This window comes from Leclercia barmai (assembly GCF_049312895.1).
Classification (GTDB): Bacteria; Pseudomonadota; Gammaproteobacteria; order Enterobacterales; family Enterobacteriaceae; genus Enterobacter; species Enterobacter barmai.
In genome coordinates, this window is the sequence record NZ_JBMNWZ010000003.1 from 378,411 (window position 1) to 399,538 (window position 21,128).

Genomic DNA, 21,128 nt, shown 5'->3' on the forward strand with positions numbered 1-21,128 from the left:
GAACAGACGATGCCGGTTCATCATGCAATCTGGCGAGTGGGGGAGAACCCTCAACCGCTGACCATCAGCAAACTCGCCAGCGAGCAACTGTTGGAGAAGATGATTTTAAACGATCCGACGATTCTTTCAGATCAGTGGATGATCATCGGCCATCAGGAAAATACGCTCGATAAAGGGCGTATCGATCTGCTGGCTATCGCGCCGGATGCCTCGTTGATTCTGATTGAGCTTAAGCGCGATCGTACGCCGCGTGAAGTGGTCGCTCAGGCGCTGGATTACGCCTCCTGGGTGGATGATTTAACCGCCGATCGCCTGTCGCAGATTTATGAAAAATTCTCGGGTGGCGGAAATCTGGGGGAGGCATTTAAGCAGCGCTTTAATACTGAGCTGGAAGAAGAGTCGCTCAACCAGTCGCATCAAATCATTATCGTGGCGGCGGAGCTGGACCCGTCCACCGAGCGTATCGTCGATTATCTGAGCAAGAACGGCATCTCGATTAACGTTCTATTCTTTAAAGTATTCCAGCATGGTGATGAACAGTTCTTAAGCCGCGCCTGGCTTATCGACCCGAGCGAAACGCAAACTAATGCTGCACAGGCCACCGCTACAAGTGCCAATGTGAAGGAACCCTGGAACGGTGAGTTTTACGTCTCGTTTGGCGACCCACACAGCCGCGTCTGGGAAGAGGCTCGTCGCTACGGTTTTATCAGTGCTGGTGGCGGAAGCTGGTACAGCCAAACATTAAAACAGCTCCAGCCGGGTGACCGGGTCTGGGTGAAAATTCCGGCAACAGGTTACGTCGGCGTAGGGATTGTGCAGAGCGCCGTTGAGCCTGCCAGTAGCTTCACCATCAACACTGACGACGGTGAAAAGCGGGCGATGGATGTGCTTAAGTACAGCGTTCTCTATCACCGGAACGCAGATGACCCCGATAAGTCCGAGTATTTTGTCCCCGTGAAATGGCTGGAAACCCGCAGTGAACAAGAGGCGGTGAACGAAGTCGGATTCTTCGGCAATCAAAATACGGTCTGCAAACCAACAACTCCAAAATGGCGACACACTATTGAAAAACTTAAGCGATATTTCGGAAACTGGAACGCCGAATTGTAATTTCCAAAGGAGTTTCGCTTTCCAAATATACTAGAAACCATTATTTCTGAAGGCATCTAAAATGGATGATTCGTTTTATTGGAACAGCTGCATTCTCGCCAATCAAGCGGTTGCTTACGTCCGGCTGACGGCAATTCATAAGCCGAGAATGTAGTTATTTTTTAAAGAGGAATTGGCATGATTATTAGCCTTGAAGACCTTGGCCTTGCCTATCGCAAAGCGAAAGTCGATCTGTACTATTCGTCCCATGTTTCGCTAGAAGCAATTGCGGAATACGAAGAGTCCCTACACACGAATCTGACGGTTCTGCAGGGAAAAATACAAGGTGACGACGAATCATGGGTGGAAGAGAATGAGTTTACCGGTAACTGGTTTCTGGCCTCCAAATCTGTTGACATGACTTGCTGGGAACAGCAGCGCGACCCGCAAGCTAACGGTCTCATATTTTCTTCACCTGCGGAAAAGTGGACGTATGCTTGCAACTCAATGGCTGAGAAAAGCGAACAAAAAAAAATCAAAGCCGAGTTTCGAGTAATGGCTCAATGCAGCCTGGATTTTCATGTTCTCTCGACTCTTTGGATGTTGAAAGTCGGGCATCTTTTTGATGCCAAATTATCAACTTGTGCTTACGGTAACCGCCTGCGCCGTACTATCGATGGAAAGGACATCAATGCACTTTCAATTGGTTCTTTTCAACCTTATCTCAGACCTTTTCGTGATTGGCGTGACAATGGCATTGACGCCATGCGAAGCGCGCTAAGTGACAGCAAAAAAATCGTGGCACTCACTGCTGATGTTAGTTCTTTCTATCACGAGCTGAATCCCGGGTTTATGCTTGATCCAACCTTCGTCAAAGATATTTTAGAGTTGGAACTCACTGCAGAACAAAGCAAGCTTAATCGATTATTTATTAATGCGTTAAAAGCATGGGCAATTGAGACCCCGTTGAAGAAAGGATTACCTGTAGGTCTTCCTGCTTCAGCTGTTGTTGCCAACGTAGCTCTGATCGAGCTGGATCGCGTTATTGAGCAGCAAGTCGCACCTATCTATTACGGACGGTATGTAGATGACATCATGCTGGTCATGGAAAATGGTGCAAATTTCCGTTCCATGGCAGAGCTGTGGCAATGGTTGTTCGCCCGTTCTTCCGGCAAATTGGACTGGGTGAAGGGCGAGGAAAACAAACAGATCAGTTTTCAACCAAACTATCTGCATGACAGCCAGATTCGTTTTGCAAATGCGAAGAATAAAGTGTTTATCTTGGCGGGTGACCCCGGCAAAACCTTAGTTGATGCTATTGCTCATCAGATTTATGAACGAGCCAGCGAATGGCGTGCTATGCCTCGGTTACCTCACTCCTTCAGCAATGTCGGTACTGACTTGCTTGCAGCAACTCAAAGTAATGGCGAAGTCGCTGATAATTTGCGTAAAGCAGATGCACTGACTATGCGTAGAGCGGGGTTTGCCATCAAATTACGCGACTTTGAAGCCTATGAGCGTGACCTGCAACCGGGCACATGGAAAGGCCATCGCCAGGCTTTTTTCCGGGCATTTATTGATCATGTAATGGTTCTGCCACAATTTTTTGATTTATCGGTCTACCTACCCCGAGTGATCCGACTGGCCACGGCCTGTGAGGACTTTGTCGAACTGCGCAAACTTATCTTCGCGCTCGAGCATATTTGCAATGAAGTACGAGAAAATTGCCTCCTTGCGATCAAGGCATGTCCTGATGATCACCTCCCTTCTGAAGAAGAGATTATTGGTAAATGGAGGGCTCAGCTTTTTAGCAGTGTGCTTGAAGCTATCGTTGCAGCATTTCCTCCGCGTATTTCCAAGGTAGGTAAGCAAACCTGGAATGACAATTTAAAAAACTGGCACACCCGGTGTGGACTAGACATAGAATATTTGGGTCGTGATTTTTCGTTAAAGGGATACCAAGAACAGCAGGCGAGATTATTCTCTTTAGACTTAGCGCACATGCCATTCCGCTTTATTGGTCTACCAAAAGAGATGATTGCTCAACGGGGCATACCCGCTCCGAAAACAGTAGGCCATTGTGCGGAAGCATCAGAATTACTGCCTGATATTGTCGTTTTAGGTAATCAGGTTTTAGCAGAATGGTGCAAATTTAAAATCATTCCACATGGACTGTTATTTGCCACCCGGCCTTTCAGCCTGCCTGAACTCTTTATTCTAAACAATGAGGCTTATTCAGCCTCAGCTCGGCAAGAAATGCGAGCTGTTGTTCTCGCTGTTCGCGGTTTTGTTCTCGGTAATAAAACACCTTGTATCGATAAACAAGGCGTATTACAAATTCCTGACGGTCAATCTGCTGGAAAATATGGGGTTGCCGTCTCTAGCTGGAAAACGTCCATGTCAAGCTGGACTGCGGCGGTCATGCGTTCAGCCGATCAGGATGCCAACCGTTACACTCGATTGTGTCGCTTGCTTGATGGTGTGATAGCCCAACCACATAACAGTCGTTACTTAATTCTGCCGGAGCTCTCACTCCCTGCGCACTGGTTTATTAGGATTGCCCGTAAGTTACAAGGTCGCGGGATTTCACTTGTCACCGGTATTGAATATTTACATGCCAGTAAAGCAAGGGTGCGCAATCAGGTATGGGCTTCCTTGTCTCATGACGGGTTGGGTTTTCCTTCACTAATGATTTACCGTCAGGACAAACAACGCCCAGCACTGCATGAAGAGCAGGAGTTACAACGGCTAGCAGGGCTAGAAATGAAACCAGAAAAGAGATGGACTACGCCTCCCATCATTCAACACGGTGATTTTCGTTTTGCCTTGTTGATTTGTAGTGAGCTGACCAATATTAGTTATCGCGCAGCACTGCGTGGCAACGTTGACGCGCTGTTTGTGCCAGAGTGGAATCAGGATACTGAAACTTTCAATGCCTTGGTCGAATCTGCTGCGCTGGATATCCATGCTTACATCATACAATGCAATGACCGCCAGTATGGCGATAGCCGCATCCGAGGCCCCTTCAAAGATAGCTGGAAGCGTGATGTACTGCGAGTCAAAGGCGGTATTACAGATTATTGTGTAATTGGTGAGATTGACGTAAATGCATTGCGACAATTTCAAAGTAGTTACCGTTCGCCAGGCAAGCCCTTTAAACCTGTTCCGGATGGTTTTGAGATAGAGCATTCTCGAAAATTGTTGCCAGAAGGATAGTGGAAAACGACCAAAAAATATTGGCTGAGGTTATTGGGAATATAGCCACATGGCATTGCCAATACATAATTAGCAGGTATAAGTTGAAACTGCTTGTTGAGAGCTACCGGTTCATTTGTGCATTTAATCATCGCACAAAATAATAGGTAGCTCTCATGTTTCATACTATTGATGATCTCTTCACTGAAAAAATGTAAAACAAACATGATAAACTGAAAACGTGAAGAGTGAATAGACATCTAAAATCCATTAGCCCCATGATAGTTAAGCTGTTAAACTTAATAAACTATCATTAAAAATGATGTTACTTTTCTAACGCAATCTTGGCAAAATCGAACGGACTAATCCCCTTCTCCCGATTCACATCCAAATAATCCGCCCACCATTGCAGCATCAACTTACGTTCATCGATAAACTCTGCCTTATGGACATACGCTGCCCGCACAGAGTTATGCTCCATATGGCTCATCTGCCGCTCTACCGCATCCCTCGACCACAGCCCTGACTCTATCAACGAACTACACGCCATTGTGCGAAAACCATGGCCACAGACTTCGACTTTCGTGTCATAGCCCATTACCCGAAGCGCCTTATTCACGGTGTTCTCACTCATCGGCTTACGCGGATTATGATCGCCAACGAAAATCAGCTCATGGTTTCCACTCATGCTTTTGATCTGTTCTAGAATGGTCAGAGCCTGACGGGATAAAGGAACAAGATGAGGAGTCCGCATTTTTGAACCTCGATATGAATGCTTCACACCTTCCAATGGTTCACGTTCTCCCGGGATCGTCCACATAGCGTTTTCGAAATCGACTTCTGCCCAGCGAGCAAAACGTAACTCACTAGAGCGGATGATAACTAACAAGGTCAACTCGACAGCTAAGCGTGTTAGTGGTCTGCCGGTATATGTACCGATACAATGAAGTAGTTCAGGAATGCGGTTGAGCTCTAATGCTGCGCGATGCTGTCGCTTAGCAGTGGCGACAGCACCTGCGATTTCTTGCGCGGGGTTGTAGTCGATTAAGCCGCTCTGTACGGCGAATCGCATAATCGCAGTCGTGCGTTGTTGTAGACGCGCAGCCACCTCAAGACGTCCAGACATCTCTACGGCTTTGATGGAGATAAGAAGATCTCGCGTCTTTAGCTCAGTGATATTTCGTTTACCAATCGCAGCAAACAAATTATCTTCCAGGCTTTTAAGAACACGCCCACTGTGGGAATCTGACCACTTTTGATTGCTGGCATGCCAATCTCTGGCAACAGATTCAAAAGTGATAACTTCTTTTGCCTGCTCTTCTTTCACTGCGCGTTTATGTTCACGGGGATCAATACCGGCAGCAACTAACCTTCTCGCCTCTTCTCTCTTCTGACGAGCATCGGCTAAAGAAGTTTCAGGATAAACACCAAATGCCATCAGGTACTGCTTTCCGCCAAAGCGAAAACGAAAGCGCCAGTACTTGGACCCATTAGGATGCACCAACAAAGACATGCCATCGCCATCAGCCAGCGAGTATTCCTTTGCATCGGGTTTTGCTGTACGTACTTTGATATCTGTAAGAGCCATAACGGTTTCCTTCCATGCACCGCTGTGAGTATATAACCATTATTGAACCAGCATGTATACTCGGTTCTATACTCACAAGCGACTTGATGTGGATAGACACAGTTGACATCAGTTGAATGAAATTTGGCGGAATGCCTTGCGGATACTGGATTTCAGGCACAAAAAAAGACGTCCGTTGACGTCTATTGATGTTCCGATGGTGCCGAAGGCCGGACTCGAACCGGCACGTATTTCTACGGTTGATTTTGAATCAACTGCGTCTACCGATTTCGCCACTTCGGCACTGAAGGGGATGCGGAAACGTTGTGGATTATACCTGTCGCACGCCGCCATGCAAGCGGCGACGTACGGTTGTTTCGCTAAGTGTCCAAAAAACCAGCGTAACCCACTCCGCCCTTACAGGTCCGACACCGCATAGCGTATCAGCCCGGCGGCGTTCGGCTCCGGCAGGGCCAGCACGTTGTTCCACAGATCCTGCACCAGGTCACAGCTCTGCTTCTCTTTGCCCTGCCCTTTTTGCGGTGCCTGCAGCAGCTCGATATCGTCGCCGTACTTCGTCGTCAGCTTCTGGACAATCGGCACGACATCCGTCTCGGCCTGTTTAATCTCCTGCGGCGTCACGGTGTGTTTATCCGGCCCAACGGCGGCGCGCATCATGTCGACGTCGGCCTGCATGCGGCGCTGCATCAGATCCTTATCCAGCAGACGCATCGGGTTGACGCCGCCCTTCACCTCCGGGTAGAGGAAGCGGAAGCAGCTGTCATCGCTCACCTTCTGCATGGCAGCGGTCTGCTCCATGTTGAGCTTCATATACGCCACCACGTTGGCGTCCGGGGCGGTTTGCAGGCGCGCCATCTGCAGCTTCAAAATCTTTGGCTGCAGGGTGTCGATAATCTGCTGCTCGTTTTTACCCGCTTTCTGCAGAGCCAGCATCTCGTCCTGCACCTGTTTGCGGAACGCCGGCTCCTGCTCCTTGATCACCTGCCACACCGGCATGCTGCTGAGCGCGGTATCCAGCTGCTGTTCGGTGCTGGGCGCGTTGTCGCGATAAAACCAGCCTGCTGCCACCATACCCACCACGACGGCGATGGCGATACGTAAACCCTTTTTCATCATTCCCTGCCTTTTGTTATTAAACCGGCACCCCGCTGTGGAAGCGGAACTCGGTGTCGGGCGATAAGATAAGCTCCGCCTCCACCTCGCCAAACAGCTTCACGCGTGGGGTGATGTCGTCATCGCTGACCTGCTGCGCCAGACGCAAATAGTCCTGATAGTGCCGCGCCTCGGAGCGCAGCAGCGACAGATAAAACTTCTGCAGATCCTCGTCGAGGAACGGCGCCAGCGCGGCGAAGCGTTCACAGGAGCGCGCTTCGATATAGGCGCCGCAAATCAGCTTGTCGATCAGCGTCAGCGGCTCGTGGGTGCGCACGGCTTTCAGCATCCCTTTAGCGTAGCGGCTGGCGGTGATTTTGACGTAGGGAATGTTACGCATCAGCATCGCCTCCCGCACCTGCCAGAAATGGTGCAGCTCCTCTTTAATCAACAGCACCATGCTGTCGATGAGCGCCTGGCCCCAGGGGTCGTCGGTCTTGGGCATTACGCTTTTGCCAATCTGCTTGTGCAGGGCGACAAAATCCGGTTCCGGACCTTCGCGGAAAGTAAAAGCTTCGTAGGGTCTGAGCCACTCGAGCAGCGCGTCGGCTCCGCTCTCGTCGGCGACGTATTTTCGCACTAATAGCAGCGCGGTCTGGGCGGCTTTGAGCTCGCACACCATGTGGTCGGTGAGCAGCAGCGGCAGGTTCGCCGGGTCGCGGGCTTTATCAATCCACGCTTGCGGGGTCGGACACTGGAGGAAGTTTAAAACAGGGGCGAGTATCTGCGGGTAATCCATTTTTGTACCTGGAAAAGCGGTGGCAAAGGCCACCGCAAATAACACTTAGTGACGCACGCCGTCGTCATCTTCGTCGATGAAATCTTCGTCGTCTTCGTCGTCACCTTCTTCGCCGTTCGGATCTTCGAAGTAGGTGCCCCAGCCGTCGTATTCCACTTCAAAACGTTCGGCCAGGTCCATCAGCTGTTCAACCTGGGCGTCGATCAGCTCTGCCTTCAGCGCGCCTTCGCTCAGGATATCGCAGCAGATGACGGTGTCGCCCTCTTCCACTTCCAGCTCTTCCGGCTCCGTCACTTCGTAACCCAGGCGGAACGCTTCAACCGCCAGCTTTTCCAGCGCTTCGAAATCATCCGCAGAGAAATGATGCTCGATGGTGTACAGCGCATCCGGATCGCTGCCGTCTTCCAGCAGTTCTTCAATAATCAGTCGCGTCTCTTCGCGCTGTTCTTCCAGCAGTTCTGGGTTTGCCATGGCTCGTTCCTCTTTAAAGTGCGGCAGATACTTCTATTTTCACACACGGATGTGTTTGCCTCCACCTTTGTAAGAAAGATTTGTGAAACGGGGTTGCAAGTGAATATTAATACTTATAAAGTGAATTTTAATTCAATAAGTGGCCTTTGCCATGTGAGGATAAAATGTCTGAACTGTATAAAAAACACTTCCTGAAATTGCTCGATTTTACCCCTGCACAAATCACGTCCCTGCTTGCGCTGTCGGCGAAGCTGAAGTCTGATAAGAAAAAAGGCACTGAAGTACAGAAGCTTACTGGCAAAAACATCGCGCTCATCTTCGAAAAAGACTCGACCCGCACCCGATGCTCTTTCGAAGTTGCCGCATTTGACCAGGGCGCACGCGTCACTTATCTCGGGCCGAGCGGCAGCCAGATTGGGCATAAAGAATCAATTAAAGATACCGCTCGCGTGCTGGGCCGGATGTACGACGGCATCCAGTATCGCGGGCACGGACAAGAAGTTGTCGAAACCCTGGCGGAATTTGCCGGTGTGCCGGTGTGGAACGGGCTGACCAACGAGTTCCATCCGACCCAGCTGCTGGCGGACCTGCTCACCATGCAGGAGCATCTGCCGGGCAAGGCGTTTAACGAGATGGTGCTGGTCTATACCGGCGATGCGCGTAACAACATGGGTAACTCGATGCTGGAAGCGGCGGCGCTCACCGGGCTGGATCTGCGTCTGGTTGCGCCCAAAGCCTGCTGGCCGGAAGCGAGCCTGGTAGCAGAGTGCAGCGCGCTGGCAGAAAAGAACGGCGGCAAAATCACCCTGACGGAAGACGTGGCGGCAGGCGTGAAGGGCGCGGACTTTATCTACACCGACGTGTGGGTGTCGATGGGCGAGCCCAAAGAGAAGTGGGCCGAGCGTATCGCCCTGCTGCGTGGCTATCAGGTGAATGCCCAGATGATGGCGCTCACCGGCAATCCGGACGTCAAGTTCCTGCACTGTCTGCCGGCGTTCCACGACGATCAGACGACGCTCGGCAAGCAGATGGCGAAAGAGTTCGATCTGCACGGCGGGATGGAAGTGACGGACGAGGTCTTTGAATCTGCGGCAAGCGTGGTATTTGATCAGGCTGAAAACCGCATGCACACCATTAAGGCAGTGATGGTGGCGACGCTTGGGGGTTAAGTCCTCTGCGGTCTGGTGCCCTCACCCTGACCCTCTCCCACAGGGAGAGGGAATAAACACTAAAAACGGCAACGATGTTGCCGTTTTTAGTGTTTACCTTGTACAGGTACTGGGGCAGATCGTTCCACTCAATTGATTTTCCTGCCCAAAAAAGGTACGTTTTCGCCTTAATTCCAGCGCGGATAAGCCGATCTCATGCCTATTATTCAATCTGTTGAACGTGCCTTACAGATCCTCGATCTGTTTAACGAACAGGCGACGGAACTTAAAATCACCGACATCAGTAAACAGATGGGCCTGAGTAAAAGCACCCTTCACTCGCTTCTCAAAACCCTGCAGCTGCACGGCTATATCGATCAGAACCCGGAGAACGGCAAATATCGCCCGGGCATGAAGCTGGTCGAGCGCGGCCACTTTGTGGTGAGCACCATGGATATTCGCCAGAAGGCGAAGCATTTTCTGACCGAGCTGTCGGAGCGCACCGGGCAGACCACCCATCTGGGCATTCTGGACGGGCGCGAAGGGGTCTATATCGAAAAGATTGAGGGCAAGCTGGCGGCCATCGCCTACTCGCGCATTGGTCGTCGCCTGCCGGTACATGCCACCGCCATCGGCAAAGTGCTGATCGCCTGGCTGAGCGACGCCGAGCTGAACACCCTGCTGGAAGGCTATCAGTACACCACCTTTACTCCGGCGACGCTGGCCTCCCGCGAGGCGCTGCTGGCCGCGCTGGCGCAAACCCGCGAGCAGGGCTATGCCCTGGACAGCGAAGAGAACGAACAGGGGGTGCGCTGCGTGTCGGTGCCGGTGCGTAACCATGAGTCCCGGGTCATTGCCGCCCTGAGCCTGTCGACCTTAACCTCCCGCGTGGACGACGAGGAACTGGCCCGCTTTCGCGAGCAGCTGCAGGAGGCCGGGCGCCAGCTCTCACGCGCGCTGGGCTACCCGGCCTGAGCCGTTATACCGGCTCGTAGGTGAAGTAGTCAAAGTCGGCGTGACATCCGTCGCCGCTGATATCTTCGCAGTGCAGCCCGACAAAGGCCCCGGTAAAGAAGCCTCGCCCGCCGATATAGTCATCCGACAGCTTCCACGCCTCATAGGTGACCGGCACGGTCTGCCACGTCTCGCCGTCAAAGGAGTAGCTGTAGCGGTAGACCAGACGATCGACATCTACCCGCAGCCAGACGCTCTGCGCCTCATCCGGTACCAGGATCGGCTGCTCGTGCAGCGGCCATGACGGCACGTTGTGGTCAAGCTGGATCACCTTCAGGGTTCTGCCCTTCCCCTCCTCATAATCGACAAAGCAGTAGCTCCAGTTTTTGCTGTTGTAGTAGCAGGTTAACCCGGCGCTCTGCTGGAAGTGACGCGGCGAAAATTCCATGCGCGTCTCGGCGCGAAAGGCGACGTGCTGCCAGCGGCGCGCCACGGTGGACTGGGTAAAGGTCGAGTTAAGGGAGTCGTTGCCGTACAGCCGCAGGAAGCCTTTACGCGCCCGCAGCGAGCCAAGAGAGTCGTCGAACGGAATACGCAACGTCTGCAACTCCGGGTCGAGGCGCTCGCCGTCGAAGTCGTCCCGCCAGGCGTCCTGCGTCACGGCTGCGCTCTCGGTCATCTGCGGGCCCGGCACCGTCACCTGGGCATGTTTACCCCCTTCGACGTATGGCCAGCCGTCGCGCCATTCGATGCGTGCGATCCCCGTCTCACGCCCCAGGGAGCAGTAGCCCCGCCCGCCGGAGGCCAGCAGCGGAATGCCCGGCAGGCGCTGGGGGCGGCTGGTGAGATACGCCATGTACCACTCGCCGGTGTGGGTTTCCAGAAGCGAGCCGTGGCCGCTCTTTTGCAGCGGATTTTCCGGCAGGTGCCAGCTGGTCATCATCGTCACATCGGGGTGCAGCTCATAAGGCCCGTCGATGTTTCTGGCCCGCAGCACCACCACTGCGTGCTCGTAGCTGGTGCCCCCCTCGGCGACCAGCAGATAGTACCAGCCCTCCTTGCGGTAGAGATGCGCCCCTTCGGTGTAGCACAGCGGCGTGCCGGTGAAGAGGGTTTTCCGCTCGGGCGACAGCGTGCGGGTCTGCGGATCAAACTCCTGCATCACAATGGTGTTATGCGGATTGCTGTGATGGCGCGGCCCCCACGGGCGGTAGAGGTAGTATTTGCGGCCATCGTCGTCATGGAACAGCGAGGGATCGAACCCGCCGTTGCCCATCGGGATCGGCTCGCTCCACGGCCCCTCAATGGAGGGAGCGGTCACCAGGAAGTTGCGCCCGTTTTTCCACGGGGAATCGACAATTTTCACATCAGTGTAGAGCAGCCAGAACTGCCCGTCGGCGTAGCTCAGGCACGGCGCCCAGATGCCGCCGGAGTCCGGGTTGCCCTTCATATCCAGCATCGACACGCGATCCAGCGGGGTGCTCACCAGCCGCCAGTTTTTCAGGTCGCGGGAGTGGTAAATACGCACGCCCGGGAACCACTCAAAGGTCGAGGTGGCGATGTAGTAATCCTCGCCCTGACGGCACATCGACGGGTCCGGGTTGAAGCCGGTCAGGATCGGGTTGGTAATGGTGTACATAGTGCCTCCTGCTTAATGAGATGCCGCCGTCGCCGCGTCAGGGATCGCATCCCCCTGCGCCGCGCGATTTTTGAGTAACTGCTTGCTGATGGCTTCCACCCGCGCATCCGAGAGCTTATAGAACGACAGCATGGTGAACATGCCCACGTAGAGCACCACCGGCACCACGCAGAACAGAATTTTGATGGTGGTTAGCACCTCAACCGGCTGCACGCTGTTGCTGGCGGAGTAGTTAACCCAGGCCAGGATCCAGCCCACCACCGCGCCGCCGATCGCCAGGCCGATCTTCAGGCTGAACAGGTAGGTGGAGAACACCAGCCCGTCCAGACGACGGCCGCTGCGGCTCTCTTCGTAATCCACCACGTCGGAGGCCATCAGCCACTGCAGCGGCGTGGTGGTGTTAAAGACGAACAGGAACAGGATGTTGAGGGCAAAAATCAGGGCCATATGTTCGGCCGGGGTGAAGAAGATCAGCAGGCTGATCAGGGAGTAAATGACGATGATCCACCTGAAGGCCTTCACCCGGTCGAAACGGCCCAGCAGGCGCGAAGAACAGAGCGAACCAAACATGGTGGCGATGCTGCCGTAGAGCAGGAACTGGGTCGCCATCTCCGGGTGATCCATCACATATTTCACGAAGTAGAGCGTCGCCCCGCCGCGCACGACGTTGGAACAGGTCGCCATCATCTTGAAGGCGCACATGATCCGCCACTGGCTGTTGCCGAGCAGCAGCTTAAGATCTTTTTTGACCGACGAGCCCGGCTGCACCTCAAAGGTGTAGCGCTCTTTGGTGGTGAAGAAGCAGACGTAGAGCAGCACCACGCCGCAGAGCCCCAGCACGCACATCGCGCCAAAGTAGCCGAGCTGTTCGTTGCCTTTACCGATGATCCCCACCAGCGGCAGGGCAATGCCGCTGATCGCCAGCGATCCGGCTGCGGCAAGGAAGAATCGCCACGACTGCATGGCGTGACGCTCTTTCGGATCGGCGGTGATCACCCCCGGCATGGCGCAGTACGGCACGTTAACGAAGGTATAAACCAGGGTCAGCAGGATGTAGGTGACGCAGGCGTAGATAATTTTGCCGTTGGCGGAGAAATCCGGGGTGTAGAAGGTGAGCATGCAGACGATGCCAAACGGGATCGCCCCCCACAGCAGGAACGGGCGGAACTGGCCGTGGCGGGTGCGGGTGCGGTCCACCAGCAGCCCCATCAGCGGGTCGGTCACCGCATCCAGCACGCGGGAGACCAGGAACAGCGTGCCCATAATCCCGGCCGACAGGCCAAACACATCGGTGTAGAAATAGGCGAGCAGGAACATGGTCGCCTGCCAGACAAAGCCGCAGGCGGTGTCACCCAGCCCGTAGCCAATTTTATCTTTCATGGTTAATTGCATCATCAGAAATACACCCTTATTTAGTGTGCTGAATTTACAACATCGTGTTAATAGAGTGTAATGAGCTGTTCAATTAACCAGCAATGGTCATATCTTGTTTCTGAATTACGTTATTTTGCTTTTGTGATGCCCCTCGAAATAAGATAACCATTTGATTTTAGGTAATTAATAACAGGAACAACAAAGCCGTCCGCGGAATATTTCCGCAGACGACAAAAGTGATAAATATAATTAAAGTCCGAGCGCTTTTTTGCCGGCGTTAATTACCTCAATGATTTTATCGGTGTCGTAAATACAGCCTTTCCAGGTGCCGCCGCTGACCGACTGTAATGCCGCCCACAGACGCGTATCGTCCGGTAAAAATTCATGGGCATGCAGATCAGGGTGCGGCTCACGACGGGCCAGCTCCATCGCCCCCTCCAGCGGGGTGAGCGGTACCTGTGCCGTGCCGATAAAATTCACGCTGCCGGTCAGGGCCAGACGGTCCACCGCGATTTCGATAATGTCGTTGTCCCGCAGCTTGCCAATCGGCCCACCGGCCAGCGCTTCGGGGGCGACGTGACCAAAACAGGCCCCGGTGGAGACGCCCGAGAAGCGGGCATCGGTAATAAGCGACACCGTTTTACCCCAGGAGATATGCTTCAGCGCCGAGGTCAGCTGGTAGGTTTCCTCCATGCCGGTGCCGGACGGCCCGCCGCCGATCACCACCATGATGTCGCCCTGCTCAATCTCGCCGCTTTTAATCGCCTTGATCGCCCGGGCTTCCGAGACAAACACCCGCGCCCGGCCGGTGTGACGGTAGACCCCGTCCTCCCCCACCACCGACGGGTCGATGGCGGTGGCCTTGATCACCGAACCTTCCGGGGCGATGTTGCCCATCGGAAAGGCCACCGTGGAGGTGAGCCCGCGGGCTTTAGCGCGCTCCGGCGGCAGGATCACGTCATCCGGTTCAACGCCGTCCTGCTCGCGCAGGCACTGGCGGAAGCGTTCCCGCCGTTCCGAGCCCTGCCACCAGTCGAGGTTTTCCCCCACCGTCTGACCGGTAACGGTCATGGCATCCAGATGCAGCAGGCCCAGATCGCGCAGATGGAGCATCACCTCCGGCACGCCGCCCGCGAGGAACGCCCGCACCGTCGGGTGATAATCCGGTCCGTTCGGCAGGACGCTCACCAGCCGCGGCACCTTGCGGTTGATCCGCGTCCAGTGCTCCACGTCAGGAATGGTGCAGCCCGCCGCGTGGGCGATGGCCGGAATGTGCAGCAGCAGGTTGGTGGAACCGCCAAACGCGGCGTGGATCACCATCGCGTTCTCAATCGCTTTATCGGTGAGAATATCCCGGGTGGTGATCCCGCGGTTATCCAGCTCAAACACCGCCCGGGCGGACTGGCGGGAGATCTCCAGCCACACGTCCTGGCCTGACGGCGCCAGCGCCGAGTGCGGCAATGCCAGGCCTAAGGCTTCGGCCACCACCTGTGACGTGCCTGCGGTGCCGAGGAACTGACAGCCGCCCCCCGGCGAGGCGCAGGCGCGGCAGCCCAGCTCGGCGGCCTCCTGCAAAGAGAGTTCATGGTTGGCGTAGCGCGCGCCGATGGTCTGCACTTTACCCGCATCTTCGCCGAACGTCGGCGGCAGCGTGGCACCACCCGGCACCAGAATGGTCGGCAGGTTGTGCATCGCGGCCAGGGCGATCATGGTGGCGGGCAGGCCTTTGTCGCAGGTGGCGACGCCAATCACCGCCCGGCGCGTGGGCAGGGAACGAATCAGACGGCGAAACACGATTGCCGCATCGTTGCGGTACGGCAGGGAGTCAAACATCCCGTGGGTGCCCTGGGATCGACCATCGCAGGGATCGCTGACGAAGGCGGCAAAGGGGATCCCGCCGTTGCGGGTAATCTCTTTTGCCGCCGCCTGCATCTGCAGGCCAATCTCCCAGTGGCCGGTGTGGTAACCCAGCGCAACCGGGCGGCCATCTCCGGCGCGGATCCCGCCCTGGGTGCCGATAATCAGCACCTCTTTGCCGGTGAGCTTATTCGCATCCCAGCCCATTCCTGCGTTTTGCGTCATGCCAAACAGATTGCCGCTGGGGGATTCTATCAGCATCTGCGGGGTCAGGGGCAGCGCCCCCTGCGGCCCGGCCGCGTGGGTGATCACCGAATAGAAGGCGTCATCCTGCGGGGTAAAAATGGTTTCTATCGACATCGTGACCTTCCGGCTTCAGCAGAGCTTGAGCTGTTGCAGCAGCGTTTTCAGCTGCGCCTTGCGCGCGTCGTTCAGCGGCCCGGCTGGCGGCAGCACGTGAGTGGAGACCGGACGCACGCAGAGCGCAATCGCCTCTTTGATCACGTTCACAAACGGCGTATCCAGCTGATACATCTGCGGAATTTGCAGCATCGTTTGATGATACTGCGCCGCCCGGGCCAGGTCGCCGTCGCGGAACGCCTGCAGCAGTTTGACCGACACCTGCGGCGCAAAGTTGCCGCTGGCGGAGATCGCCCCGTCGCCGCCCAGCAGCAGGGTGTTGAACAGGTGATCGTCATAGCCGCACAGCACCACAAAGTGCGGATGCGCCGCTTTAACGGTGAGGACCATGCTGCGCAGATGGGCTACGGAGTCGATGGTGTCTTTGATCCCGACGATATTGGCGCGGGAGTCCACCAGGGTTTTAACCAGCTGCGGGGTCAGATCCTGCCCGGTCAGCGCCGGGAAGTTATAGAGGATCACCGGCAAGGTCACGCTGTCGGCCACCTGTTCAAAGTAGCGGATCAGGTTCGCTTCAGAGACTTTCCAGTAGTAGGGGTTGATCACCACGATGCCGTCGGCCCCCGCCTGCTGGGCGTGCTGGCTCAGCTCGATGGTTTCCCGGGCGTTAGTGCCCCCGGTGCCGATCAGCACCGGCACGCGACGGTTCACGTGGGCGATGGCAAATTCGGCGATCGCTTTGCGCTCGGCGGTGTTGAGCTGGGAAAACTCGCCGCCGCTGCCCAGGAAGAACAGGCCATCGACACCGGCGTCGATCATATGGTCGATGAGCGCGGCGCTGCCCGGTTTATCCAGCTTTCCGTCGGCGGTGAAAATGGTGGAGACAGGGGGAATAATGCCCGAGAACTGCACGGTCTGCTGCATGAGATCTCCTTGCTGAATCATTTTGTTCTACATTATAGAACAGCGTTCGCTTATTTAACGATCATACTATGACGCAGAAAAAGCGCAGGTAAATGAGAGGAGAACAGGGAGTGCGGGAAATTTAAGCTGGATCACAAATTTTTTTCCCCTCACCCCGGCCCTCTCCCCATAGGGGCGAGGGGGAAAAGACCACATCGTGCAGTCCCCTCTCCCCTCTGGGGAGAGGGTTAGGGTGAGGGGTGAGGGGTGAGGGGTGATGATGAAGGGTATTTACCCTACCAACATCTTCACCACCACCTTGCGCACCTGCGCCGGGTTGCCCACCGCGCACAGCGGCTTGTGGACTTCGCCCGGGTAAAAGACCACGAAATCGCCTTCACTCAGCACTACAGTTTTTTCCTGCTCGCCTTCCGGCAGGAACGCGATGTCTTTGTCCGCCAGCCAGTCGGTGTCCGGCGTGCCGTTTGGCAGGGTACTGAAGGTCATCCCTTCCTGGCCTTTCAGCACGATCTGAATGTCCAGATAGCGGGCGTGATACTCCGCGCGACGCTCGGCGAACGGCTGGGTCATGTCTTCAGAAACCAGATAGAACAGGTTGTTGCCGTCGATGTCGTGTTTGCCGGTCGGTGTGGCGTCTGTCACATGCGCTTTAACGTGTTCGATCGCCTGACGCAGCGCTTGCGGCAGCCAGGACTGGAGGTTGTGGATGTTGCCAACGATCATGTTTAAATCCTCATTATAAAACAACGTTTCATTTTCAACTTTTATACGAGAATTTCAGCTGCCATACCACCACTTTTTAGTGGGGATTTGCTCTTGCGCATAACCATGCATGCGGAAACCTTTACGTTGCGTAAAGTGTGCATTATTCGCTTGATCGATGATTCAGGCTGCGTATAATGCCCCACAATTTGCCAGGAGGAAGCATGCTCAAACATGTTCGACAGAGTGCCCCAGCGCGTCTTAAATCAGACGCTGGCCTGCCGTTTTTCTTCCCGTTGCAATCCCTATTCCAGAAGCCCCTCATTTGAGGGGTTTTTTTTTGCCCGGCGTCAGGAGAGAAAAATGAATCCGCTTTATCAAAAACACATCATTTCCATCAACGACCTCAGCCGTGAAGAGCTGGAGCTGGTTCTGGCAACCGCGGCAAAACTGAAAGCCAATCCGCAGCCGGAGCTGCTGAAGCACAAGGTGATCGCCAGCTGCTTCTTCGAAGCCTCCACCCGTACCCGCCTGTCGTTTGAGACCTCCATTCACCGTCTGGGCGCAAGCGTCGTGGGCTTCTCCGACAGCAGCAACACGTCGCTCGGTAAAAAAGGCGAAACCCTGGCGGACACCATCTCGGTGATCAGCACCTACGTCGACGCCATCGTGATGCGTCACCCGCAGGAGGGCGCGGCCCGTCTGGCAACCGAGTTTTCCGGCGGTATTCCGGTGCTGAACGCCGGTGACGGGGCTAACCAGCATCCGACCCAGACCCTGCTGGATCTGTTCACCATTCAGGAGACCCAGGGCACGCTTGAGAACCTGAACATCGCCATGGTCGGCGACCTGAAATATGGCCGGACCGTCCACTCCCTGACCCAGGCGCTGGCGAAATTCAACGGCAACCGCTTCTACTTTATCGCCCCGGACGCGCTGGCGATGCCGCAGTACATCCTCGATATGCTGGATGAGAAAGGGATCCCGTGGAGCCTGCACGCCAGCATCGAAGAGGTGATGGGCGACGTGGATATTCTCTATATGACCCGCGTGCAGAAAGAGCGTCTGGATCCGTCGGAGTACGCCAACGTCAAGGCGCAGTTCGTTCTGCGCGCCAGCGACCTCGAAGGCGCACGCAACAACATGAAGGTGCTGCACCCGCTGCCGCGTATCGATGAGATCACCACCGACGTGGATAAGACGCCGCACGCCTGGTACTTCCAGCAGGCCGGGAACGGCATCTTCGCCCGCCAGGCGTTACTGGCACTGGTTCTGAATCGCGATTTAGCTCTGTAAGGGGAAATGACAATGACACACGATAACAAACTCCAGGTCGAAGCCATCAAACGCGGCACCGTAATTGACCACATCCCCGCGCAGGTGGGCTTTAAGCTGCTGACCCTGTTCAAGCTGACCGAAACCGACCAGCGCATCACCATCGGCCTGAACCTGCCTTCCGGCGAGATGGGCCGTAAGGACCTGATTAAAATCGAAAACACCTTCCTGACCGACGAGCAGGTAAACCAGCTGTCGCTGTACGCCCCGGAAGCCACCGTCAACCGCATCGACGACTACGAAGTGGTGGGTAAATCCCGCCCGAGCCTGCCGGAGCGCATTGAGAGCGTGCTGGTGTGTCCGAACAGCAACTGCATCAGCCACGCTGAGCCGGTAAATTCCAGTTTTGCAGTGAAAAAACGCGCCGATGACATCGCGCTCAAATGCAAATACTGTGAAAAAGAGTTTTCCCACAATGTGGTGCTGGCCAACTAATCCCGGTGGTAATGCCTTCCCGGCTCTTTATAATGGCCGGGACATTCATAACGCTGTTATTCAGGAGAAATCATGACCAAAGTACTCGCGACGGAAAATGCACCTGCAGCAATCGGCCCATACGTTCAGGGCGTTGATCTTGGCAGCATGATCATCACCTCCGGCCAGATCCCGGTAAACCCAAAAACCGGTGAAGTGCCGGAAGACGTCTCCGCTCAGGCGCGTCAGTCGCTGGAAAACGTCAAAGCGATCGTCGAATCCGCTGGCCTGAAAGTGGGCGATATCGTTAAAACAACGGTATTCGTAAAAGATCTTAACGACTTCGCCACCGTTAACGCCACCTACGAAGCCTTCTTCACCGAGCATAACGCCAGCTTCCCGGCGCGCTCCTGCGTGGAAGTGGCGCGTCTGCCAAAAGACGTGAAAATCGAAATCGAAGCGATCGCCGTGCGCCGCTAATTATTGATTATGAAAAGTTAAAGGCAGCTTCGGCTGCCTTTTTTATTTTCTGAATACACAGCAAATAATATTCTTCAAGCATTTTCACCGTTATTTTTCGCCGCCGCCTGAAATGATTAATTTTTTATTCCAGAGGAGACTAGCCCTGCCTAAATAATTAATCCCCTCTTTAATGGAATAAAAATGAAACTGTCTAAAATTGCGTTGGCACTTGCCACACTCACGGTTGCTTCATCGGCTTTAGCGCATGGTTATGTTGATACTCCGGCCAGCCGTGCCTATATGTGTAAGCTCGGTAAAAATATCGATTGCGGTTCTGTACAATATGAACCACAGAGTGTTGAACGCACATCTGGCTTCCCGACGGGCGCACTGCCGCCAGATGGTCAGCTGGCCAGCGCCGGTATCTCCCAGTATTCCCAGCTCGATCGCCAGAGCATGAACGCCTGGACTAAAACGCCTATTACTGCGGGTGCGAATAAATTTACCTGGTATCACACCGCTCCGCATAAAACCACCAACTGGCGCTGGTATATTACCAAACAAGACTGGAATCCTAATAAACCGCTGACCCGCGATCAATTTGAATCCACACCATTCTGTACCGTTAACGGTAATGGCCAGACGCCAGCTGTTCGTCAGGATATGACCTGTAACGTGCCACAGCGTACCGGCTACCAGGTTATTTACGCGGTATGGGAAATTGCAGATACCACTAACAGCTTCTATCAGGCTATCGACGTTGATTTCGGTAACGGCGGCAACGTGATCCCTGACGATGAGACTCCGGCTCAGGTATCCGAGTGGACGAAAACCCTGGACGGCCAGATCGCCGGGAATAACGTGAATGCAGGCGATAAAATCATTGCCCGCTTCTTCGATGCTAACGGCGAAGTCGCCTCCATGCGTACCGAACTGACCGTGGCTTCTGCATCCCAGGGTCAGGCAAGCCAGTGGTCCTTCGATCTGGCGCAGGCGATTAACGCCGCGCACAGCGATGTCCGTGTCGGTGTGAAGGACGAAAGCGGCGTGGTGAACCCGGTTCACGGCGCGAACAACGTCTATGTGAAAGATGGCAGCACGCTGAAATCCGTGGCGATCTCTTATGAAGAGCAGCAGGCGCAGGTGAGCGAAAACATCGCCGTCACCAACGTGCAGTTCTCCAAAATCAAGAACGGCGCAGCAACCGTGACCTTCCACGTGAACACCCAGGGCGATGTCAGCCTGGAAGCCAGTGCGTTGAACCACGCGGGTGCGGAAAAAGGCTACCTGAAGCAGGACATGAACAACGCCAACCAGGACGTGACCATGAACCTGACTGACGTGACTGCCGGACACCACATGCTGAAATACTTCGCCACCAACAAAGATGGCGTGCTGTTCGCGCAGGATGTGATCGATATGATGCTGGAAAACGAAGCATCATCCGATACCGCGGGTAAATACGACTATACCTTCCCGCAGAACCTCTCTTCCTACAAGGCAGGCACCGTGGTACTGCAGCCTAAAAATGGCAAAACGTACCAGTGTAAGAAAGCGCCATACAGCGGCTACTGCGTGCAGTATTCCGCTGGCTCTAACCAGTTCGAACCGGGTGTCGGTTCTCACTGGCAGATGGCGTGGACTCTGAAGTAATACGTTGAGGATTGTGCGGTCTGTGTGCCGGGCGGCGCTTCGCTTGCCCGGCCTACGTGACTGCGCTTTTCC

The 21,128-nt window shown here is 54.8% G+C and carries 19 protein-coding genes and 1 tRNA gene; 10 read left to right on the forward strand and 10 right to left on the reverse strand.

All coding sequences use genetic code 11. The features are described from left to right. The first annotated feature begins 9 nt into the window (after nt 1-9). Nucleotides 10-1,110 carry a nuclease gene (locus ACOYA6_RS14455; protein ID WP_422654900.1) on the forward strand — a complete coding sequence of 367 codons (1,101 nt, stop codon included), beginning with the start codon at nt 10-12 and terminating at the stop codon, nt 1,108-1,110. Nucleotides 1,111-1,287: 177 nt separating this feature from the next. Next, nucleotides 1,288-4,305 carry a reverse transcriptase domain-containing protein gene (locus ACOYA6_RS14460; protein WP_422654901.1) on the forward strand — a complete coding sequence of 1,006 codons (3,018 nt, stop codon included), beginning with the start codon at nt 1,288-1,290 and terminating at the stop codon, nt 4,303-4,305. Nucleotides 4,306-4,609: 304 nt separating this feature from the next. On the opposite strand, the gene ACOYA6_RS14465 is transcribed toward ACOYA6_RS14460, so the two are convergent. The 5 genes from ACOYA6_RS14465 to rraB form a co-directional block, all read right to left on the reverse strand. Then, on the reverse strand, nt 4,610-5,872 hold the full coding sequence (locus ACOYA6_RS14465; protein WP_422654902.1) for a tyrosine-type recombinase/integrase: 1,263 nt from the start codon (nt 5,870-5,872) through the stop codon (nt 4,610-4,612). Nucleotides 5,873-6,069: 197 nt separating this feature from the next. Next, a tRNA-Leu gene (locus ACOYA6_RS14470) sits at nt 6,070-6,154 on the reverse strand. A 114-nt stretch (nt 6,155-6,268) separates the two neighbouring features. Then, nucleotides 6,269-6,988, reverse strand: a complete 720-nt coding sequence (locus ACOYA6_RS14475) for a topoisomerase II (RefSeq protein WP_422654903.1) — start codon at nt 6,986-6,988, stop codon at nt 6,269-6,271. Between the two features lie 16 nt (nt 6,989-7,004). Then, nucleotides 7,005-7,763: a tRNA isopentenyl-2-thiomethyl-A-37 hydroxylase MiaE gene (miaE, locus tag ACOYA6_RS14480; RefSeq protein WP_138370127.1), complete on the reverse strand. Its 759-nt coding sequence runs from the start codon at nt 7,761-7,763 to the stop codon at nt 7,005-7,007. 45 nt (nt 7,764-7,808) lie between these two features. Beyond that, the gene (gene rraB / locus ACOYA6_RS14485; protein WP_039030585.1) at nt 7,809-8,234 is read right to left on the reverse strand and encodes a ribonuclease E inhibitor RraB; all 426 of its coding nucleotides are present in this window, start codon (nt 8,232-8,234) and stop codon (nt 7,809-7,811) included. Between rraB and argL the strand changes: the two genes are divergently transcribed. The 3 genes from argL to ACOYA6_RS14500 all read left to right on the forward strand — a co-directional run bounded on the left by argL (nt 8,127) and on the right by ACOYA6_RS14500 (nt 10,357). Further along, the gene (gene argL, locus ACOYA6_RS14490; protein ID WP_375540633.1) at nt 8,127-8,429 is read left to right on the forward strand and encodes a putative translational regulatory protein ArgL; all 303 of its coding nucleotides are present in this window, start codon (nt 8,127-8,129) and stop codon (nt 8,427-8,429) included. The genes rraB and argL overlap by 108 nt on opposite strands. Then, nucleotides 8,399-9,403 carry an ornithine carbamoyltransferase gene (gene argF, locus ACOYA6_RS14495; protein WP_422654904.1) on the forward strand — a complete coding sequence of 335 codons (1,005 nt, stop codon included), beginning with the start codon at nt 8,399-8,401 and terminating at the stop codon, nt 9,401-9,403. The genes argL and argF overlap by 31 nt, the downstream gene beginning before the upstream one ends. A 195-nt stretch (nt 9,404-9,598) precedes the next feature. Continuing rightward, on the forward strand, nt 9,599-10,357 hold the full coding sequence (locus ACOYA6_RS14500; RefSeq protein ID WP_039030588.1) for an IclR family transcriptional regulator: 759 nt from the start codon (nt 9,599-9,601) through the stop codon (nt 10,355-10,357). A 4-nt stretch (nt 10,358-10,361) separates the two neighbouring features. Here the strand turns inward: ACOYA6_RS14500 and ACOYA6_RS14505 are convergent, their stop codons facing one another. The 5 genes from ACOYA6_RS14505 to ACOYA6_RS14525 form a co-directional block, all read right to left on the reverse strand. Further along, nucleotides 10,362-11,975, reverse strand: coding sequence for a glycoside hydrolase family 43 protein (locus ACOYA6_RS14505; protein WP_422654905.1), 1,614 nt, complete (start codon nt 11,973-11,975; stop codon nt 10,362-10,364). 12 nt (nt 11,976-11,987) lie between these two features. Further along, nucleotides 11,988-13,370 carry an MFS transporter gene (locus ACOYA6_RS14510; protein ID WP_422654906.1) on the reverse strand — a complete coding sequence of 461 codons (1,383 nt, stop codon included), beginning with the start codon at nt 13,368-13,370 and terminating at the stop codon, nt 11,988-11,990. 228 nt (nt 13,371-13,598) lie between these two features. Next, complete coding sequence (gene yagF, locus ACOYA6_RS14515) at nt 13,599-15,566, reverse strand: xylonate dehydratase YagF (RefSeq protein ID WP_422654907.1); 1,968 nt, start codon at nt 15,564-15,566, stop codon at nt 13,599-13,601. A 15-nt stretch (nt 15,567-15,581) separates the two neighbouring features. Then, nucleotides 15,582-16,490, reverse strand: coding sequence for a dihydrodipicolinate synthase family protein (locus ACOYA6_RS14520; RefSeq protein WP_422654908.1), 909 nt, complete (start codon nt 16,488-16,490; stop codon nt 15,582-15,584). 270 nt (nt 16,491-16,760) lie between these two features. Further along, nucleotides 16,761-17,213, reverse strand: a complete 453-nt coding sequence (locus ACOYA6_RS14525; RefSeq protein ID WP_138370121.1) for a YhcH/YjgK/YiaL family protein — start codon at nt 17,211-17,213, stop codon at nt 16,761-16,763. A gap of 203 nt (nt 17,214-17,416) precedes the next feature. On the opposite strand from ACOYA6_RS14525, the gene ACOYA6_RS14530 reads away from it, so the two are divergent. The 5 genes from ACOYA6_RS14530 to gbpA all read left to right on the forward strand — a co-directional run bounded on the left by ACOYA6_RS14530 (nt 17,417) and on the right by gbpA (nt 21,056). Then, a complete protein-coding gene (locus ACOYA6_RS14530) occupies nt 17,417-17,521 on the forward strand; it encodes a pyrBI operon leader peptide (protein ID WP_138370120.1) in 105 nt (34 codons plus the stop codon). A 34-nt stretch (nt 17,522-17,555) separates the two neighbouring features. Beyond that, complete coding sequence (gene pyrB, locus ACOYA6_RS14535; protein WP_139564077.1) at nt 17,556-18,488, forward strand: aspartate carbamoyltransferase; 933 nt, start codon at nt 17,556-17,558, stop codon at nt 18,486-18,488. A 12-nt stretch (nt 18,489-18,500) separates the two neighbouring features. Then, nucleotides 18,501-18,962, forward strand: a complete 462-nt coding sequence (gene pyrI, locus ACOYA6_RS14540; protein WP_039030593.1) for an aspartate carbamoyltransferase regulatory subunit — start codon at nt 18,501-18,503, stop codon at nt 18,960-18,962. A gap of 72 nt (nt 18,963-19,034) precedes the next feature. Continuing rightward, nucleotides 19,035-19,421 carry a 2-iminobutanoate/2-iminopropanoate deaminase gene (ridA, locus tag ACOYA6_RS14545; protein ID WP_039030594.1) on the forward strand — a complete coding sequence of 129 codons (387 nt, stop codon included), beginning with the start codon at nt 19,035-19,037 and terminating at the stop codon, nt 19,419-19,421. Between the two features lie 183 nt (nt 19,422-19,604). Next, on the forward strand, nt 19,605-21,056 hold the full coding sequence (gbpA, locus tag ACOYA6_RS14550; protein WP_138370118.1) for an N-acetylglucosamine-binding protein GbpA: 1,452 nt from the start codon (nt 19,605-19,607) through the stop codon (nt 21,054-21,056). The last annotated feature ends 72 nt before the right edge of the window (nt 21,057-21,128 follow it).

Excerpts from the sequence above, each read along its gene's own strand:
- ACOYA6_RS14510 (WP_422654906.1), bottom strand. The coding sequence starts at position 13,370 with ATGATGCAATTAACCATGAAAGATAAAATTGGCTACGGGCTGGGTGAC.
- ACOYA6_RS14475 (WP_422654903.1), bottom strand. The coding sequence starts at position 6,988 with ATGATGAAAAAGGGTTTACGTATCGCCATCGCCGTCGTGGTGGGTATG.
- ACOYA6_RS14455 (WP_422654900.1), top strand. The coding sequence starts at position 10 with ATGCCGGTTCATCATGCAATCTGGCGAGTGGGGGAGAACCCTCAACCG.
- miaE (WP_138370127.1), bottom strand. The coding sequence starts at position 7,763 with ATGGATTACCCGCAGATACTCGCCCCTGTTTTAAACTTCCTCCAGTGT.
- ACOYA6_RS14505 (WP_422654905.1), bottom strand. The coding sequence starts at position 11,975 with ATGTACACCATTACCAACCCGATCCTGACCGGCTTCAACCCGGACCCG.
- ACOYA6_RS14460 (WP_422654901.1), top strand. The coding sequence starts at position 1,288 with ATGATTATTAGCCTTGAAGACCTTGGCCTTGCCTATCGCAAAGCGAAA.
- ACOYA6_RS14530 (WP_138370120.1), top strand. The coding sequence starts at position 17,417 with ATGCTCAAACATGTTCGACAGAGTGCCCCAGCGCGTCTTAAATCAGAC.
- argL (WP_375540633.1), top strand. The coding sequence starts at position 8,127 with ATGCTCGATGGTGTACAGCGCATCCGGATCGCTGCCGTCTTCCAGCAG.
- ACOYA6_RS14500 (WP_039030588.1), top strand. The coding sequence starts at position 9,599 with ATGCCTATTATTCAATCTGTTGAACGTGCCTTACAGATCCTCGATCTG.
- argF (WP_422654904.1), top strand. The coding sequence starts at position 8,399 with ATGTCTGAACTGTATAAAAAACACTTCCTGAAATTGCTCGATTTTACC.
- ACOYA6_RS14520 (WP_422654908.1), bottom strand. The coding sequence starts at position 16,490 with ATGCAGCAGACCGTGCAGTTCTCGGGCATTATTCCCCCTGTCTCCACC.
- ACOYA6_RS14525 (WP_138370121.1), bottom strand. The coding sequence starts at position 17,213 with ATGATCGTTGGCAACATCCACAACCTCCAGTCCTGGCTGCCGCAAGCG.
- ACOYA6_RS14465 (WP_422654902.1), bottom strand. The coding sequence starts at position 5,872 with ATGGCTCTTACAGATATCAAAGTACGTACAGCAAAACCCGATGCAAAG.
- pyrB (WP_139564077.1), top strand. The coding sequence starts at position 17,556 with ATGAATCCGCTTTATCAAAAACACATCATTTCCATCAACGACCTCAGC.
- rraB (WP_039030585.1), bottom strand. The coding sequence starts at position 8,234 with ATGGCAAACCCAGAACTGCTGGAAGAACAGCGCGAAGAGACGCGACTG.
- yagF (WP_422654907.1), bottom strand. The coding sequence starts at position 15,566 with ATGTCGATAGAAACCATTTTTACCCCGCAGGATGACGCCTTCTATTCG.
- ridA (WP_039030594.1), top strand. The coding sequence starts at position 19,035 with ATGACCAAAGTACTCGCGACGGAAAATGCACCTGCAGCAATCGGCCCA.
- gbpA (WP_138370118.1), top strand. The coding sequence starts at position 19,605 with ATGAAACTGTCTAAAATTGCGTTGGCACTTGCCACACTCACGGTTGCT.
- pyrI (WP_039030593.1), top strand. The coding sequence starts at position 18,501 with ATGACACACGATAACAAACTCCAGGTCGAAGCCATCAAACGCGGCACC.